Consider the following 15608-nt stretch of genomic DNA (forward strand, 5'->3'; position numbering starts at 1 on the left):
TATTTAGGAGAAACCATGAATCCAGCAATGTGGATCAGCAAGACCGGCGTGCAAGCGCAGGACCAGAAACTGCAAACCATCGCCAACAACCTGGCCAACGCCAACACCATCGGTTTCAAGCGCGATCGCGTGGTGTTCGAAGACCTGTTTTACACGGTCGGCCAGCAGCCGGGCGCGCAAGTGGCCGACAATAACACCCTGGCGCCATCGGGCGTTCAGCTCGGTAACGGCGTACACATGGTCGGCACCCAGAAAGTATTTACCAGCGGCAGCCTGCAAACCACCGGCCGCGAGCTCGACGTGGCCGTCAATGGCAACGGCTTCCTGGCCGTGCGCCAGCCCAGCGGCGAAACCGCGTACACCCGTGCCGGCCAGTTGCAGATCGACGCCAACGGCATCCTGGTCAACGCCCACGGCCTGCCGTTGATTCCGCAAATTACCGTGCCGGACAACGCCACCGCGATCACCATCGGTGAAAACGGCACCGTCTCGGCCACGATCGCCGGCACCGCCACCCCGAGCCAGCTCGGCCAACTGACGCTGACCAGCTTCATCAACCCCACCGGCCTGATGGCCCTGGGCGAAAACCTGTACGCGGAAACCGCATCGAGCGGCACCCCGACCGAAGGTGCGCCCGGTACGGCGCAGTGGGGCAAGATCAAGCAAGGCACGCTGGAAGGCTCGAACGTGCAGGTCGTGGAAGAAATGGTGGACATGATCGCCGCCCAGCGCACCTACGAAATGAACACCAAGGTGCTGTCGGCCGCCGACAATATGTTGCAATACCTGGCTTCGGCAGCACGCTGATGAAAGCCGCACTGCCCTTGCTGGTCCTGGCCGCCTTGACCGGTTGCGCCAGCCTGGAACCGCCGGCGGTCCGCCCCGGTCCGATGGACGAACCGCCGCCGCTGGTGCGTTCGACCATGCCGCGCGTGTCCGGCGGCGGCGTCTACAGCCCCGACATGGGCATGTCGCTGACCTCCGACAGCCGCGCCTTCCGCGTCGGCGACGTGGTGACCGTGATGTTGCAGGAAACCACGCAAGCGAGCAAACGGGCAGGCACCAGTTATTCCAAGGAATCGTCGAACAATGTGGCGGCCCCGAGCTTGCTGGGCAAGGTGTTCCCGAAAGCCAGCATCGGCGTCGGCGCCGACAATTCGTTTACCGGCGACGCCACCAGCACCCAGCAGAACGCCTTGACCGGGGCGATTACCGTGGTCGTGCAGGAAGTATTGCCGACCGGCTTGCTGCGCGTATCGGGCGAAAAAGTGTTGACCCTGAACCAGGGCGAAGAATTCGTGCGCCTGCGTGGCTACTTGCGCGCGGCCGACATCGACGCCGACAACCAGGTCTCGTCGCTGCGCATCGCCAACGCCCGCATCGCCTATTCAGCCCAGGGCACGCTGGCCGATACGCAATCGGCGGGATGGTTATCGCGCTTTTTCAACGGCCCGTACATGCCTTTCTGAGGCTGAGAACATCATGAACTTCCGCACGCTGTCCCGCTTCATCGCCCTGCCCCTGGCCCTGTGCCTGACTTTTGCCACCCTGCCCGCACAGGCGGCGCAGGTGCTGCGCAACCTGGTCTCGGTCGAAGGCATCCGCGACAACCCGCTGGTGGGCTACGGCCTGGTGGTGGGCCTGAACGGCAGCGGCGACTCGACCCAGGTCAAGTTCGCCAGCCAGTCGGTGATCAATATGCTCAAGCAGTTCGGCGTCAAGGTGCCGGACGGAACCGATGCCAAATCAAAAAACGTCGCCACCGTGATGGTCTCGGCGGTGCTGCCGCCCGGTTACCGCAAGGGCCAGGCGATCGACGTGGTGGTCAGTTCGCTGGGTGACGCGAAAAGTTTGCGCGGCGGCGCCCTGCTGCTGACGCCTTTGCGCGCGGCCGACAACGAAGTGTATGCGCTGGCCCAGGGCAACGTCGTGGTTGGCGGCTTCTCGGCGCAGGGCAAGAGCGGTTCGTCGGTGACGGTAAATACGCCGACCTCGGGCCGGATTCCCAACGGCGCCGCCATCGAGCGCGCGATCCCGACCGATTTCGCCAGCACCCCGAGCGTGCGCCTGTCGCTGCGCCATCCGCACTTCCAGACCGCCATCAATATCGTCGATTCGATCAACAAGCGCTTCGGCGACATTGCCACCGCCAGCGACGCCACCTCGGTCGAGGTGCAGGCGCCGTCGAACCCCACCCAGCGCATCGCCTTCATGGCCAAGCTCGAAGGGTTGTCGATCGACGTGGGCAAGGAATCGCCAAAAGTGGTGTTCAACTCGCGCACCGGCACCGTCGTGATTGCCGAAGGCCTGCGTGTGCGGGCAGCCGCCGTCACCCACGGTTCGCTGAAAGTCGTGATCTCGGAAAGCACCAAGGTCAGCCAGCCGAACGCGCTGGCCGGCGGCAACACGGTGGCCACGCCGCAGTCGCAGGTGAGTGCGGAACAGGGCGCACGCCAGATGTTCAACTGGCCGGCCGGCGCCAAGCTGCAAGCGATCATCGACGTGGTCAACAGCCTGGGCGCCACGCCCGACGATATCATGGCGATCCTGCAAGCATTGGACCAGGCCGGCGCCATCGAAGGCGAACTGGTCGTCATCTAAGGACATCATGAGTTTTCCTCCCCCCTTCGATCCGTCGCGCCTGATTCCGGGCATCCCCGGCAAGTTGCCGGACGTGGTGGTGGCGCCCGCTGTCAGCCAGCCCGGGCAGCCCGCCGACACCGTCGATCCGGCGTATCGCGCCAAGGCCACCGAGGCGGCGGTCAAGTTCGAGAGTTTTTTCATCGGCCACATGCTGCACCAGATGCGCTCCGGCGTGCGCGTGCTGGCCGACGAGGACAGCGCCATGAACAACAAGGTCAACCAGGACATGCTGGACATGGCCGACAACCTGGTGGCCGACCAGATCGCCGGGCGCCGCGCCTTCGGCGTGGCCGACGCCATCCTGCGCCAGTTGTTGCCGCAGCCGTCAGCCCCGGTACCGGCATCGGCCGGGGGCGCGGAGAAAGCCGTGCCCGCCAACGACAGAATAATTTCCGAAGCGCAAAATTCTTCGCCAGCGCTTAATCTTTCCCGCTAAGCCGTCGCCTTCTACAAGTAACGGACCGGCATCACTCGCGCAATGCAAGCTGCGGTCCTTCGCGTTCACCAGGAAAGACCCTTGCAAACATGAGCATAACGTACAACGCATTGTCGGGCGCCCTGGCGGCCCAGGCCGCCATCGCCACGGTCAGCCAGAATCTGGCCAACTCGCAAACCAAGGGTTACACGCGCCAGGGCGTGCTGCTGCAATCGAATGTCGCCGATTTCAGCCGTAATTCGCCGGGCAATGGCGTGACGGTCGGCGCGTTGCTGCGTTTTTCCGATTCCTACAAGTCGCAACAGATGTGGCGCTCCAACTCGGAGCTGGGCCAGCGCGCCCAAACCCAGCCTTACCTGACGCAGCTCGAAAAAGTCATGAACGATCCGACGTCGAGCATCAGCTATGGCTTCGATAATTTCTTCAAGGCGCTCAACGCGGCGGCCGTCGATCCCACCTCGACGCCGCTGCGCCAGCAGGTGATCAGCTCGGGTGATGCGCTGTCCAAGCAGATCAACAGCATTTACAACCTGGCTGCCAACCAGAAGCTGTCGACGCAACAGCAAAGCAGTGCTATCTTGCCCTCACTCAACGATTCACTGGCCAGTATCGCCGCGCTCAACTCCAAGATCCAGCAAGTGGGCGCCAACGGCACCAACACCTCGGCCTTGATCGACCAGCGCGAGTTGCTGATCGACGAAGTGTCGTCCCAGGTAGGCGTGGAAGTCGTGTACGATCCGGACGGCAGTGCCAGCGTGTCGCTCAAGAGTGGCCAGCCACTGGTCGCGGCCGACGTCGCAGCCAACCTCAGCTACAGCAGCGCGGGCGGCGAACAAACCCTCAATCTCAGCTTTGCCGGCACCAGGTTCGTGCTCGACGACAGCAAGATCGGCGGCAAACTGGGCGGCCTGGCCAACTTCCGTACCAACACCCTGGCGCCGCTGCAACAATCGATTTCCGACATTGCCCAGCAGTTCAGCAGCATGTTCAATACCCAGCTCGAAAGCGGCGACAAGACCGATGGCGCCCCTGGCATCGCCATGTTCGCGTTCGACCCGACCAGCACCACCGGCCTGTTGAAGGTCAGCGAAGGTTTTACCACCGCCGACCTGGCTTTCGCCGAACGCGGCCAGCCTGCAGGCGACAACAGCAATTTGCAGGCGCTGATCGCCATTCGCGGCAAACCGATCACGGTAGCCTCGGTGGGTACGGTACTGCTTGGCGACGCCGACACCCAGCTGGTCGGCAAGCTTGCCATCGAAAGCCAGCAAAACCAGGCCCAGCTCAAGACTGCCACCACGGTCCGTCAACAGGCCGAAGATGACTGGAAATCGACCAGCGCAGTCAACGTGGACGAGGAAGGCATCAGCCTGATCGAGTTCCAGAACATGTACCAGGCGAATATGAAGGTGATTTCCGTCGCGAACAACCTGTTCGACGCCACCTTGCAAATGTTTAACTAATTAGGGGAAGCGCGATGCGTATCGCCAGTAGCCAATACCAATCCACCATGTTGCGCGGCCTCGGTGAAAACCAGACCTGGCTCAGCAAGATCAATGAGCAAATGGCGACCGGCAACCGCATCCTGGTCCCCTCCGATGATCCGGTCGGCAACGTCCAGATCTCGCGCCTGACGCGCGAGCAGGCCCTGGTCACGCAGTACCGCTCCAATATCGCCTCGGTGCAGATCCGCATGTCGAGCAACGAATCCTACCTCTCGAGCATGACGCGCGACATCACCGACGTCAGCGACCTGCTGGTGTGGGCGGCCGACGGCAGCAACGTGCCGTCCGACCTCAATGCCATGGTGACGAGCCTGACCTCGCTGCGCGACAGCCTGGTCAACACCGCCAACCAGCGCGACGCCGAAGGCCGCTACGTGTTCTCCGGCACTGCGGTGGACCAGGCGCCGATCGCCGTGGTGGCAGGCAGCTATGTGTATCAAGGCAACGAAAAGAATCAATCGACGGTGGTGGGCAACGGCGTTACCCAGACCACCAACGTCAACCTCAAGGGCATGGAAGACATGCTCGACAAGCTGACCGCGGCGATCACCGCCCTGTCCGATCCCGCCGTGCAGCCGAATTCCCCTGCGCTGCGAGCCATCGTTGGCGACGCCATGGCCAGCACCTCGGCCGGGCTCAGCCTGGTGTCAGGCAAGATCGCGCAACTTGGCGGCGCCCAGAACATCCTGCAAACGCTCGATGACAACCATGCCAATGTCAGCCTGTCGAATGCGATCGCCATCGGCGACCTGAGCAAGCTCGACTACGCTGTCGCCGCCACCGAACTGGCCGGCTACAGCCTGGCGGTGGAAGCGTCGTACAAGGCCTATTCCAAGGTCAGCGGCATGTCCCTGTTCAGCCTCATCTAAGCGCCGAGCGTCCATATCATGCAAATTCCGTCACCATCGTCCCCTTCCGTGATTGTCACCGGCAATGGTGGCAATACCAGCGCGGTGGATGGCACCGCCCTAGGCCAGCACGGCCAGAACGCGGTCACCGCCACGCCGGTCACACCTCCCGCCAGTACGGCAGCGCCGCTGCGGCGCGGCCTCAACAACTGGGACCAGCCGCTCCAGCGCGATATTTCCGGCGCCCAGCAGGCGCTCGACTTTCTCGAGCAGAGCGCCGGCCAGCTGCGCAGCCTGAAAGCCGACCTCAGCGCCCGCCTGGCCAATCGCCAGCGCGCCGACGGCAACCTGGAAAACAGCGTACGCCAGTTCAGCAATACCTGGCGCAGCCGCACGGCCGCCTCGGGCGGCACGCTCGACGCCCAGCTCAATTTCAGCAACGAAAACACCAGGACCCGCTTCACCGTGCGCGGCATGAACGTGGCCAACTTGCGCCAGGGCGGCCGCGAAGTATTGGCGCTGTCGCTGGGCGGCCAGAACCTGAGCTCGGTTGTGCTGGAGCCTGGCATGTCCGACCAGCAAATTGCCCAGCGCTTCGACGATGCGCTGGCGCCGGCTGGCGTGCGCGTCAAGCTCAACGATGACGGCCAGCTTGAATTTTCCGCGCCGGAGAACCAGTTCGCGGGCATCCGCGACAGCCTGGCCGTGCAGGGCAATGGCCAGCGCTTCCCCGCCGGCCAGCTCAATCGCCTGCGGGCCGAGCCGGAGGCGGCCGCGCTCAATCCCGAGTCCTGGCAAACCTCCGACGCGGAAGGCTTGCGCACGACCTTGCAGCAAGTGGTGCAAGCGCTGGCCCACGTGGAAAAATCGATCAGCTCGGTACGCTCGGCGCTGGCCGAGGCCAATACGCGGGTACAGAGCACAACGGCCGAGACCTCCACCGAGGGCATGGAGCAAGTGGCGGACAATTTCGTCGATACCGCCAAGCAGCCCGGCTACCAGTCGATGCTGTCGATCACCTCGGCATTGTCGGGCATTAGCCGGGAACGCGTGGTATCGCTGCTGCGCCTGCGCTGAGCTCGTGCCGCAGACCGCGCTGCGCCAGCGCGGTCAATTCCGGCGCCGCCATTGGCTGCGCATACACATAGCCCTGGGCAAAATCGCAGCCGGCCAGTTCCAGCAAATGGCGCTGCGCTGCCGTCTCCACCCCTTCCGCCACCACCCGCAGGCCCAGCCGATGGGCCATCAGGATCAGCGCCTCGCACATGGCCAGGTCGCCGCTGTCGCTGGCCAGGTGCTGGATGAAGCTGTGGTCGAGCTTGAGCAAGTCGATGCCGAAATGCTTGAGATGCGCCAGCGACGAATAGCCGGTGCCGAAATTGTCGAGCGCCACCTGCACGCCCATCTCGCGCAATTCGCGCAAGCGGTCCGCCACCTGGGTCGCCTTGTCCAATAGCACCCGCTCGGTGATTTCGATCACCAGGCTGCGCGGCGCCAGGCCCAGCTCGGCCGCGTAACCGAGCCAGCCCGCATACAACGCCGCGTCGCCGCGAAACTGCGCCGACGACTGGTTGATGCCGACCTGGAAACCGGCACCGATCTCGTCCTGCCATTGGCGCGCCTGGCGCGCCGCCTGGCGGAACACCCAGTCGCCGATTTCCATCATCAGCCCGCCCGACTCCGCAAACGGTAAAAAATCGCCGGGCGCCAGCAGGCCGCGCTGCGGATGGCGCCAGCGCAGCAGCGCCTCGGCGCGCTCGATACCGCCGGTGCGCAGGTTGACGATCGGCTGATAGTGCAGTTCCAGCTGGTCGTGGGCCAGGGCCGCGCGCAGGTCGAGCGTGACCTGCTGGCGCGCCTGCGCCGCCTGTTGCAGGTCGGCGGTGAAATAGCTGTAGCGGCAACGGCGGTTCTGCTTGGCCGCGTACATGGCCTGGTCGGCATTGCGCACCAGGTCCTCGGGCGAGACCGCGTCGGCCGGGAACACCGAGATGCCGATGCTGGCCGACACCACCGGGTTGGCGGCCTGCAGCGCGAATGGCGCCTGCAGGCGGCTGACAATGGACTGGGCGATGCGCTCGACGCCGTTCATGCTTTCGAGCCCGGTGAGGATCACGGTAAACTCGTCGCCGCCCAGGCGCGCCACGGTATCGGTGGCGCGCACGCAGCCGACGATGCGGCGCGCCGCCTCGACCAGCAGCGCATCCCCCTGGCCGTGGCCGAGCGTATCGTTGACCTGCTTGAAACCGTCGAGGTCGATGAACAGCAGCGCCAGCAACGTGCCTTCGCGGCGCGCCTTTTTGACTTCCTGCCCCAGCCGGTCCTGGAACATGTGGCGGTTGGGTAGCGCGGTCAGCGTATCGAAATTGGCCTGCTGCCAGATCAGTTCGGCAGAAGCGCGGCTGTCGGTGATGTCGGACACCAGCGCCAGCGCGCCGAGGTAGGCGCCGCCGGCATCAAATATCGGGTTGGTGGCCAGCGTCACCCACAGCTCGCTGCCATCGCGGCGCAGGAACTTGAATTCGTGGCGCTCGGCCTCGGCCCCCCGGTGCTGGCGGCTGGCGATATTGTGCTCGAGGATGGCGCGGCCTTCATCGTCCATGAAAGCGACGAGCGGCCGGTCGAGCATGTCTTCGATGGTGTAGCCGAGCAGTTGCGCCATCTTGGGATTGACAAAGCTGGTGCGGGCATTGGCGTCGATTTCCCAGATACCCTCTTCGGCGCAGTGGACAATGCGGCGGAAGCGCTCCTCGCTGCGCTCCAGCGCTGCCAGCTTGCCTTCGGCCGGTTCAAGTTGCACCCGCAGCGCCTGGCCGCTGCGGTCGGCGCAGGCGCGCAGTGTGACCGGCACGCCCGGCTGGTGGACGTCCGGGCCGCGTACCAGTTGCAAGTCACAGTGCTGTGGCTGGGCATCGTTGAAGGCGGCGCGCACGAAGCGGTCGAAGTCGTCGAGGAAGCGTGGCGCCACGAAATGGCGCAGGGTGAGCCGTTCGGGATTGACGCGCGGCACGCCCAGCAGGTCGGCGCCACTGACGTTCATTTGCAGGATGGTGGCGTCCAGGCCCAGCACGAAATAGCCGACCGGCGCCAGCAGGAACAAGTCGTTGACGAACGCCTGTTCGATGTCGACCTGCGCGGCAGCGGCTGGCGGCAACTCGGCAACCTGGTCGGCGGCGATGGCGGCCAGCGCCGCATGGTACGACTCGGCCCCGGACAGCACGGCAAAACCCGGCAGCATGCCGACCGGCTGGTCGGCCAGCAGCGGCGGGCGCCGCTGATCAGTGGTGTAGTTCTCCATACCCTCCCTTTGCAGTGCTACCGGGAAATGTCCTGAAGACTAGCCTAACATTGTCATTAAGAGATGTCGAGAAAACACCAATCGTCTGGCACGCGCGCGCTGCGAACGTTGTCAGCGCGCCATTACCAGCCCGCGCCCATGCGGCGGCGGCCGAAATTGTGGCCCACGACCAGGATCGAACTGGCGATCAGGCTGGAGAGACCTATCATCAGCTGGATCAGCTTATCGTCGGGCAGCACCCAGATCGAACCTTGGGGCGGCTCGGCCACGTTGGCGGCGGCCATGATCAACGGCGCCACCCATTCGGCCTCGGGCGTCACATCGAGGATCAGGGCGCCGTCCTGCGTCGTGTGCAGGTAGATTTCGCCGCCGGCGTCGAGGGTGAAGCAGACGCCGTAGCCGGTTTCGTGCGGAGCGATATGTTCCTGCAAACTCAGGTTATGTTCGGCGATCCACAGTTCCACGTCGGCCGGGGTTTCCAGGCCACTCCACGGCACCGGCCGAAAGCGCGGGCGCGCGTTGCGGTCATCATACTGTTGCTTATCCAATCTGAACTTCCTGTGCGGTCACCAAGACGCCAGTGTAACCGATGGCGGTGCAGCCGTCTGGCCCCGGGATTGCGCTCGAACTGCGGCGCCGAGGTGGCAGCGCCGGCTTACCCCTTCCAGGTGCGATTGAGGCCGGTGTCGGCGTGGATCCAGCCGCCGCGCGGGCCGCCGCGATAATAGAAGCCGACGCCGCCCTGGCGGAAGCTTTTCACCAGGCCGCCCAGCACTTCCTCGTTGAGGTTGACGATGCGGATGTCGGCGGCGCGGCCCACCATGTGCAGCGACTGGCGCGCGGCCGGCACGCCCGCTTCGCGCAATTTATTGTTCGACGCCGGGGTGCGGTAGCCGGACAGGATTTCCAGCGGCGTGTCGATGCCGAAGCGGCGCACGAACGCTTGCGCGCCCCACAGGGTTTCGAACAGCTTGGGATCGATCTTGGCGGTTTCCTTGCCGTTGACGTCGCGCAGCAGGTGGCACAGGTCCTGGTAGGCGGAGTCGATGACTTCGCCATCGCGCCAGTACAGCAGCTTGGCGCGCTCGTTGCTGGCCGGGCGATAGACTTCGATGGTGCGCGGACGCAGCCAGAACTCCAGGTCAAGCGCCTGGGCGTCGAAAATGTCGGGCGGCGGTTCGAGCTCGCTGCGCTTGCCCGATGGCGCCGACTGCTGCGATGCATGCGGCATGGCCGAGGCGGTTTTGGAATCGGTGACCACGGCCGGCGCGGCCGGACGTGCCACCGGCCTGGCCGGCTTGGCAGCGGCGGTGGTGGTCGATGTATTGCGCGGGGTAGTGGTGCCGCATCCGATCAACGGCAACGCCAGCACACTGGCTGCCGTCACCCCGAAACCCTGCTGTAAGAACTCTCTGCGCGAAGCCATGGCACATCCGTGAAAAGTGATAGGGGTACTATAACTTATGCTGGGGGAAATAAAAAAGCGCGCACGGATCGATTTCGGTCGATTTGCCGCCCAACGGACAGGAATCGACAAGTCTTAAGCGTGGATTAAGCGAATGCTAAGTCTCCAGCAAGGTTAGGGGCGCCGTTAACGCGCTTCAGGCGGCAACCGCTTGCGCTTGCGCTTGCACGCCGGCCAGGGTGGCGCGCGGTTCATCGAGCAAGTACCCCTGCCCCAGCAATGGAACTCCGGCAGCCGCGCCCAGTTCGCGCAGCGCCTGCAGCGACTGGTCGGTTTCGATGCGCTTGAACACCACGCTGACACCGGCCTCACGGGTGCGCTGCAGCAGCGCCTGCAAACCGTCGGTGTCGTGCAGCACCCGCGTATCGAACTTGAAGACGTCGGGTCGCAAGCGGTCGAGTATGCCGACCGCGTCAGCTGCGCTATCGACATTGACCGCAAAGCGGAAGCCGTTGCGGCGGTAGTTGTCCGAGACATAGTTGAGCAGCCAGCCCTGCTGCGGCGTGGCCACCGGCAATTGCAGCACCACGCGCGACAGCGGCAGTTCCAGCGCATCGAGGATGCGGCGGAAGGCATGGCCGTGGTTGCTGCTGACGGCACTCAGCAGCCGGTCGTGCACGTTCAGGTACAGGTCGGCCGCGGCATTGGGCGCGGCATCGGCTTGCCGGAAAAAATTAATCGAATGCAGCATGCGGCACAGGCGGTCGAGTTCGATCGACTCGTTGTCGCTGGCCGCGTGGTCGAGCAGCTTCCACAGGGACAGGCCCTTGTCCTGTGCCGAAACGCTGCGCGCCAGCCCTTCGTAGGCGGCCACCTCGCCGGTCGCCACCGCGCGGATCGGCTGGAAGGCGCTGCTCATGGTGCAATTGAAGAACCGACCCTGCGCCCTGCCCTCGTGGTCAAGCCAGATGCTCGAGGTGACAGCGGCGGCGCCGGTCGCACCAGTCGCGCCGGACAGGCGCGTCAGGTACTTTTGCAAGATGGGAAATGACATGGTAATCCTCGACAACAAAACAATACCGACAGCGTATGCGCGCGCCCCGCAAAGCTGAACGAATGCTTTCAGCTATGGATATGCCAAAACATTCCTTCCGGCGCAACAGTGTGGCCGTTATCGTGGACCATCGTTATTGATTTTGGTCCGCCATGTGTCAGCTCCTTGCCATGAACAGCAGCAAACCGGCAGCCGTCGATTTTTCCTTCGCCGGCTTTGCCGAGCGCGGCGGCCGCACCGGTGAACACAAGGATGGCTGGGGTGTCGCCATCCACACCGCAGACGGCTGCCGGCTGGTTACCGATCACCTGGCCTCGATCGATTCCCCGCTGGCGCTGCAATTTCGCCAGCAGCCAGTCAAGGCGAAAAACGTGGTGGCGCATATCCGCAAGGCCACCCAGGGCCGCATTGCGCTGGAGAACAGCCATCCATTTACACGCCAATTGTGGGGCCGGACCTGGTCGTTCGCCCATAACGGCAACCTGGTCGATTTCGAACCGAACCCGAGCCTGTATTCGCCGCTGGGCGACACCGACAGCGAGCGCGCGTTCTGCCACCTGCTGTCGGGCCTGGCGCTACGGTTCGAGCACCAGCCGCCGCGCCCCGTGCTATATGCGGCGCTGGCAATGCTGGCCGGCGAGATCGCCGCGCACGGCACCTTCAATTTCATCCTGTCGAACGGCGAGCTGCTGTTTGCCCATTGCAGCACCGAACTGCACTACGTGGTGCGCGAATACCCGTTCTCGGTGGCCAGGCTCATCGATTGCGACCTGAGCATCGATTTTTCACGCCACAACCACCTCGACGACCGCATCGCCGTGATCGCTACCCAGCCGCTGACCTCCAACGAAACCTGGATCAAGCTGCAAGCGGGGGAATTGACACTGTTTGTCGGGGGCGAGGAAGTGGGCGCGGCGCCGGTGCGGTGCCGGCGCCAGGAACTGCTGCTCAGTTACTGAGCAGCTAAGCGGAGTTGCAATTGCAGAAGCGTTTGCGCTTGGTGGCGTCGGCGCCGGCATCGCCGGATGCATCGAGCTGTTTCCAGAAAAATACTGTTTCCACGCCATACGGCGAACGGACCTTGCCGGCGTCGGTGTAACCGCGGCTGGCAAAGAAGCCCTGGCCTGTAGCCGTGCTATGCAACTGCAACGCCTTGACGCCCCAGCACAGCACCTGCTCCTCCACCCGCGCCAGCATGGCCTTGCCCAAGCCCTGGCCACGGGCCTCGGGCAGGACGTAGCACAACGCCAGCTTGCCGGCCCCGGTCAGCAGGGCCACGCCAGCCACCGCGCCATCGAGCTCGGCCACCACGGAAAAATTGGTGGGCGAGACAAACCAGCTTTCGACCATTTGCGGGGTTTTATTGCCCAGCCAGGCATCGAGGATGGCGCGGTCATTTTTATGATCGACTTCACAGCACTCCGCGATGGAGCGGCGCAACACATTGCACGCCGCTTGCGCGTCTGCCGCCACCGCCACGCGAACCTGGGGGCTAGGTATTTCAAGACTCATGTATGCTCACAAAACATTCCAATAGCAAAAGAAGCGTTGTGCGCTTCCCCGTGCTTGAGCGCGACTATACACCAAGCGGCAGATTGAGGTTGACGCGCACCCCGGTGCACGTGATCCACCTCGAAAGCCTAGGGTATCGCCCTGCTTTTGCCCACGAATGTTTTCAAAAATCGTTATGCACTTTCCAGTGAACAGCCCCGGCTTTTAACCCGGCTTCTAAGCATATTACGAAATATTCGTTTCTTTTCTGTATGAAATTTTACACCATGACGGTGTTCCTTATTACCAAATCTCATTAAGAAAGCCATTATGACCTACCAGAATGCGACCCGCCGTTTCGTTGTCACTTCGTTACTGGCCACTTCGGCAGTGTTCCTGGGCTTGCCACTGCAGGCCAGCGCCGCCACGCCCGTGCTGCTGAATGCATCGTATGACGTGGCGCGCGAGCTGTTCAAGGAGATCAACCCGGCGTTCGTGGCCGAGTACAAGAAGACCACCGGCGAGACCGTCGATATCAACCAGTCGCACGGCGGCTCGTCCAAGCAGGCCCGCTCGGTGGCTGACGGCATGGAAGCGGCCGTTGTGACCATGAACCAGGCCAACGACATCGACCTGCTGGTCGATCGCGGCACGGTGGCGGCCGGCTGGGAAAAAAAGTTCCCCAACAACGCTGCACCGTTCTATTCGACCATGGTGTACCTGGTGCGCAAGGGCAACCCACAAGGCATCAAGGACTGGAACGACCTGGCCAAGCCGGGCGTCAAAGTGATTGTGCCGAACCCTAAAACTTCGGGCAACGGCCGCTACACCTACCTGGCCGCCTGGGGTTCGGTGATCAAGAACAAGGGTACCGAGGTGCAGGCGCGCGAACTGGTGACGCGCATCTTCAAGAACGTGCCAGTCCTGGACGGCGGCGGCCGTGGCGCCACCACCACCTTCACCCAGCGCGGCATCGGCGACGTGCTGGTGACGTTTGAAAACGAAGTGAACCTGGTCCGCGCCGAATTCGGCAACAACTTCGATGTGGTGTACCCAGCGTCGTCGATCCTGGCCGAGTCGCCGGTGGCCGTGGTCGATAAAGTGGTGGACAAGAAAGGCTACCGCAAGGAAGCGACCGCCTACCTGAACTTCCTGTACTCGCCGCAAGGCCAAGACATTATTGCCAAGCATTACTTCCGTCCGCGCTCGGAAGCGGCGTTCAAGAAGTACAACGCCAACTTCCGCCAGATCAGCCTGTTTACCGTCGATGACGTGTTCGGCGGCTGGAAAGCAGCGCAGAAGAAACACTTCGACGATGGCGGCGAGTTCGACAAGATCTACCAGAACAAATAACGATAGTCGGAACCATTCGTTCACGAAACGGACCGTCGGCCTTACTCTGGCTGGGTAGACATCAACCACACAAAGGAATCACGATGGCCATTTCTGAAATTAATGTACGTAACCAGTTCCGCGGCAAGATCAAGGAAATCATCTTCGGACCGGTGGTCTCGGAGGTGGACGTGGAAACCCAGCATGGCATCGTCACCTCGGTGATCACCTCGCGCTCGATCCATGATCTCGACCTGAAGGTCGGCAGCGAAGTGATCGCGCTGGTGAAATCGACGGAAGTATCGATCGCCAAGATCAGCAGCTGATTCTCGTTGCGCTGTTCCCTTAAAAGCCCCGCGCCGCGTGCCCGGGGCTTTTGTTTTATTAAAATGCTTAAAATAATGGAATCCGCGAGTTACGCACAATAGACGAGAAACCACTTTAATGTTATCGTCCAACCTCAGTGTTGCCGCATAGCCAGTGGTTTTCTACCGTCCTGGTCATGTGCTGCGTCGCCTCCACGACGCCCTGTTCCACCCTACATCCCAAACCGAAACTACCGAACATGCTCAAGAAAATTGTTGCTGTCTTGCTGAGTACGTTTACTGCCGCCGCCCTGGCAGTGCCGCTCGGTTCACAGTCGGTGCTGGTTGTCGAAGACGACACCGGCAAAGTCATTCTGGAAAAGAATGCCGACATTCAAGTACCCATTGCCTCCCTGACCAAGCTGATGACCGCCATGGTCGTGCTCGATGCCAAGCAGGACATGAAGGAAGCGATCGAAATCGACCGCGCCGACGTGGACATGCTCAAGCACAGCACCTCGCGGGTACCGGTCGGCGCCGCCATCACGCGTGGCGACGTGCTGCAACTGGCGCTGATGTCCTCGGACAACCGCGCTGCAGCCTCGCTGGCCCGCACCTATCCAGGCGGCACCGAGGGGTTCCGCCGCGCGGTCAACGCCAAGATCCGCGCGCTGGGCCTGGCCAACACCGTGATCGAGGAGCCAACCGGCCTGTCGCCGCACAACCGCTCCACCGCGACCGACCTGGTCAAGATGGCACGGGCGGCGTCGGTCTATCCGGAAATCACCCGCATCACGACCGACAAGAAGGACTTGATCAAGATCAAGGGCCGTGACGTCGAGTACCACAACACCAACCGCCTGGTCGGCGCCAAGGGCTGGGACGTCGGCTTGTCCAAGACCGGCTACACCGAAGAAGCGGGCCGTTGCCTGATCATGCGCTTCAAGAGCGGCGGCAAGAACAACACCCTGGTGCTGCTCAACGCCAAGGCCAACTCGGCGCGCATCACCGACGCGGTCAATATCCGCCGCCTGATCGTCGGCCCGGAAGCGCGTTCGCTCGAGCGTCCGCGCCTGCTGGCGGCATCGGCCAAGGTCAAGGCCGAGAAGCCACGCATGGTCAAGGCTTCAGCCAAGGTCAAGGCCGACAAGCCGCGCGTGGTCAAGGCATCGGCCAAGGCCAAGCCGGTGCGCAAGGCCAAGATCGTCAAAACCTCGGTCAAGGCGAAGAAACAGGCGGCTGTCAAAGCGTCGAAACGGACCAGCCGCGAGATGTAAGTGCGGTGGTTGTA

General features: G+C 63.1%; 16 protein-coding genes. 11 read left to right on the forward strand and 5 right to left on the reverse strand.

Annotated features, from left to right (window positions below):
* Positions 1 to 15 precede the first annotated feature (15 nt).
* From flgG to SR858_RS15130, 7 genes are all read left to right on the forward strand, one after another.
* Positions 16 to 807: a flagellar basal-body rod protein FlgG gene (gene flgG, locus SR858_RS15100; RefSeq protein WP_026636912.1), complete on the forward strand. Its 792-nt coding sequence runs from the start codon at positions 16 to 18 to the stop codon at positions 805 to 807.
* Entirely contained in the window at positions 807 to 1469 is a 663-nt protein-coding gene (gene flgH / locus SR858_RS15105; RefSeq protein ID WP_019919832.1) for a flagellar basal body L-ring protein FlgH, read from the forward strand. The genes flgG and flgH overlap by 1 nt, the downstream gene beginning before the upstream one ends.
* Positions 1470 to 1482: 13 nt before the next feature.
* Positions 1483 to 2601 (forward strand): flagellar basal body P-ring protein FlgI, encoded by a 1119-nt coding sequence (locus tag SR858_RS15110; protein ID WP_019919833.1) that lies wholly within the window; start codon positions 1483 to 1485, stop codon positions 2599 to 2601.
* 7 nt (positions 2602 to 2608) lie between these two features.
* Complete coding sequence (locus tag SR858_RS15115; RefSeq protein ID WP_019919834.1) at positions 2609 to 3079, forward strand: rod-binding protein; 471 nt, start codon at positions 2609 to 2611, stop codon at positions 3077 to 3079.
* An 89-nt stretch (positions 3080 to 3168) separates the two neighbouring features.
* Positions 3169 to 4542, forward strand: a complete 1374-nt coding sequence (flgK, locus tag SR858_RS15120) for a flagellar hook-associated protein FlgK (RefSeq protein WP_019919835.1) — start codon at positions 3169 to 3171, stop codon at positions 4540 to 4542.
* 14 nt (positions 4543 to 4556) lie between these two features.
* Complete coding sequence (gene flgL / locus SR858_RS15125) at positions 4557 to 5453, forward strand: flagellar hook-associated protein FlgL (protein WP_019919836.1); 897 nt, start codon at positions 4557 to 4559, stop codon at positions 5451 to 5453.
* 18 nt (positions 5454 to 5471) lie between these two features.
* Complete coding sequence (locus tag SR858_RS15130; protein WP_026636913.1) at positions 5472 to 6509, forward strand: hypothetical protein; 1038 nt, start codon at positions 5472 to 5474, stop codon at positions 6507 to 6509.
* Here SR858_RS15130 and SR858_RS15135 read toward each other — a convergent pair.
* The 4 genes from SR858_RS15135 to SR858_RS15150 all read right to left on the reverse strand — a co-directional run bounded on the left by SR858_RS15135 (position 6469) and on the right by SR858_RS15150 (position 11189).
* Positions 6469 to 8730 (reverse strand): putative bifunctional diguanylate cyclase/phosphodiesterase, encoded by a 2262-nt coding sequence (locus SR858_RS15135; protein ID WP_019919838.1) that lies wholly within the window; start codon positions 8728 to 8730, stop codon positions 6469 to 6471. The two genes, SR858_RS15130 and SR858_RS15135, sit on opposite strands and share 41 nt — an antisense overlap.
* A 122-nt stretch (positions 8731 to 8852) precedes the next feature.
* Positions 8853 to 9278 carry a hypothetical protein gene (locus tag SR858_RS15140; protein ID WP_019919839.1) on the reverse strand — a complete coding sequence of 142 codons (426 nt, stop codon included), beginning with the start codon at positions 9276 to 9278 and terminating at the stop codon, positions 8853 to 8855.
* Positions 9279 to 9385: 107 nt separating this feature from the next.
* Entirely contained in the window at positions 9386 to 10156 is a 771-nt protein-coding gene (locus SR858_RS15145) for a YcbK family protein (RefSeq protein ID WP_322533652.1), read from the reverse strand.
* A gap of 175 nt (positions 10157 to 10331) precedes the next feature.
* A complete protein-coding gene (locus tag SR858_RS15150; RefSeq protein ID WP_019919842.1) occupies positions 10332 to 11189 on the reverse strand; it encodes an EAL domain-containing protein in 858 nt (285 codons plus the stop codon).
* A 152-nt stretch (positions 11190 to 11341) separates the two neighbouring features.
* On the opposite strand from SR858_RS15150, the gene SR858_RS15155 reads away from it, so the two are divergent.
* On the forward strand, positions 11342 to 12148 hold the full coding sequence (locus SR858_RS15155) for a class II glutamine amidotransferase (RefSeq protein WP_084669771.1): 807 nt from the start codon (positions 11342 to 11344) through the stop codon (positions 12146 to 12148).
* Between the two features lie 4 nt (positions 12149 to 12152).
* On the opposite strand, the gene SR858_RS15160 is transcribed toward SR858_RS15155, so the two are convergent.
* Entirely contained in the window at positions 12153 to 12701 is a 549-nt protein-coding gene (locus SR858_RS15160) for a GNAT family N-acetyltransferase (RefSeq protein ID WP_026636914.1), read from the reverse strand.
* Positions 12702 to 13010: 309 nt separating this feature from the next.
* Between SR858_RS15160 and SR858_RS15165 the strand changes: the two genes are divergently transcribed.
* From SR858_RS15165 to SR858_RS15175, 3 genes are all read left to right on the forward strand, one after another.
* On the forward strand, positions 13011 to 14033 hold the full coding sequence (locus SR858_RS15165) for a sulfate ABC transporter substrate-binding protein (protein WP_019919845.1): 1023 nt from the start codon (positions 13011 to 13013) through the stop codon (positions 14031 to 14033).
* Positions 14034 to 14116: 83 nt separating this feature from the next.
* A complete protein-coding gene (locus tag SR858_RS15170; protein ID WP_019919846.1) occupies positions 14117 to 14338 on the forward strand; it encodes a TOBE domain-containing protein in 222 nt (73 codons plus the stop codon).
* Positions 14339 to 14577: 239 nt separating this feature from the next.
* Positions 14578 to 15594 carry a serine hydrolase gene (locus SR858_RS15175; RefSeq protein WP_019919847.1) on the forward strand — a complete coding sequence of 339 codons (1017 nt, stop codon included), beginning with the start codon at positions 14578 to 14580 and terminating at the stop codon, positions 15592 to 15594.
* Positions 15595 to 15608: the final 14 nt, after the last annotated feature.

Origin of the sequence: Duganella zoogloeoides, from assembly GCF_034479515.1 — a bacterium.
In the GTDB taxonomy this organism is placed as follows: Bacteria; Pseudomonadota; Gammaproteobacteria; order Burkholderiales; family Burkholderiaceae_D; genus Rugamonas; species Rugamonas zoogloeoides.

Excerpts from the sequence above, each read along its gene's own strand:
- flgG (WP_026636912.1), top strand. The coding sequence starts at position 16 with ATGAATCCAGCAATGTGGATCAGCAAGACCGGCGTGCAAGCGCAGGAC.
- flgH (WP_019919832.1), top strand. The coding sequence starts at position 807 with ATGAAAGCCGCACTGCCCTTGCTGGTCCTGGCCGCCTTGACCGGTTGC.
- SR858_RS15110 (WP_019919833.1), top strand. The coding sequence starts at position 1,483 with ATGAACTTCCGCACGCTGTCCCGCTTCATCGCCCTGCCCCTGGCCCTG.
- SR858_RS15115 (WP_019919834.1), top strand. The coding sequence starts at position 2,609 with ATGAGTTTTCCTCCCCCCTTCGATCCGTCGCGCCTGATTCCGGGCATC.
- flgK (WP_019919835.1), top strand. The coding sequence starts at position 3,169 with ATGAGCATAACGTACAACGCATTGTCGGGCGCCCTGGCGGCCCAGGCC.
- flgL (WP_019919836.1), top strand. The coding sequence starts at position 4,557 with ATGCGTATCGCCAGTAGCCAATACCAATCCACCATGTTGCGCGGCCTC.
- SR858_RS15130 (WP_026636913.1), top strand. The coding sequence starts at position 5,472 with ATGCAAATTCCGTCACCATCGTCCCCTTCCGTGATTGTCACCGGCAAT.
- SR858_RS15135 (WP_019919838.1), bottom strand. The coding sequence starts at position 8,730 with ATGGAGAACTACACCACTGATCAGCGGCGCCCGCCGCTGCTGGCCGAC.
- SR858_RS15145 (WP_322533652.1), bottom strand. The coding sequence starts at position 10,156 with ATGGCTTCGCGCAGAGAGTTCTTACAGCAGGGTTTCGGGGTGACGGCA.
- SR858_RS15150 (WP_019919842.1), bottom strand. The coding sequence starts at position 11,189 with ATGTCATTTCCCATCTTGCAAAAGTACCTGACGCGCCTGTCCGGCGCG.
- SR858_RS15155 (WP_084669771.1), top strand. The coding sequence starts at position 11,342 with ATGTGTCAGCTCCTTGCCATGAACAGCAGCAAACCGGCAGCCGTCGAT.
- SR858_RS15160 (WP_026636914.1), bottom strand. The coding sequence starts at position 12,701 with ATGAGTCTTGAAATACCTAGCCCCCAGGTTCGCGTGGCGGTGGCGGCA.
- SR858_RS15165 (WP_019919845.1), top strand. The coding sequence starts at position 13,011 with ATGACCTACCAGAATGCGACCCGCCGTTTCGTTGTCACTTCGTTACTG.
- SR858_RS15170 (WP_019919846.1), top strand. The coding sequence starts at position 14,117 with ATGGCCATTTCTGAAATTAATGTACGTAACCAGTTCCGCGGCAAGATC.
- SR858_RS15175 (WP_019919847.1), top strand. The coding sequence starts at position 14,578 with ATGCTCAAGAAAATTGTTGCTGTCTTGCTGAGTACGTTTACTGCCGCC.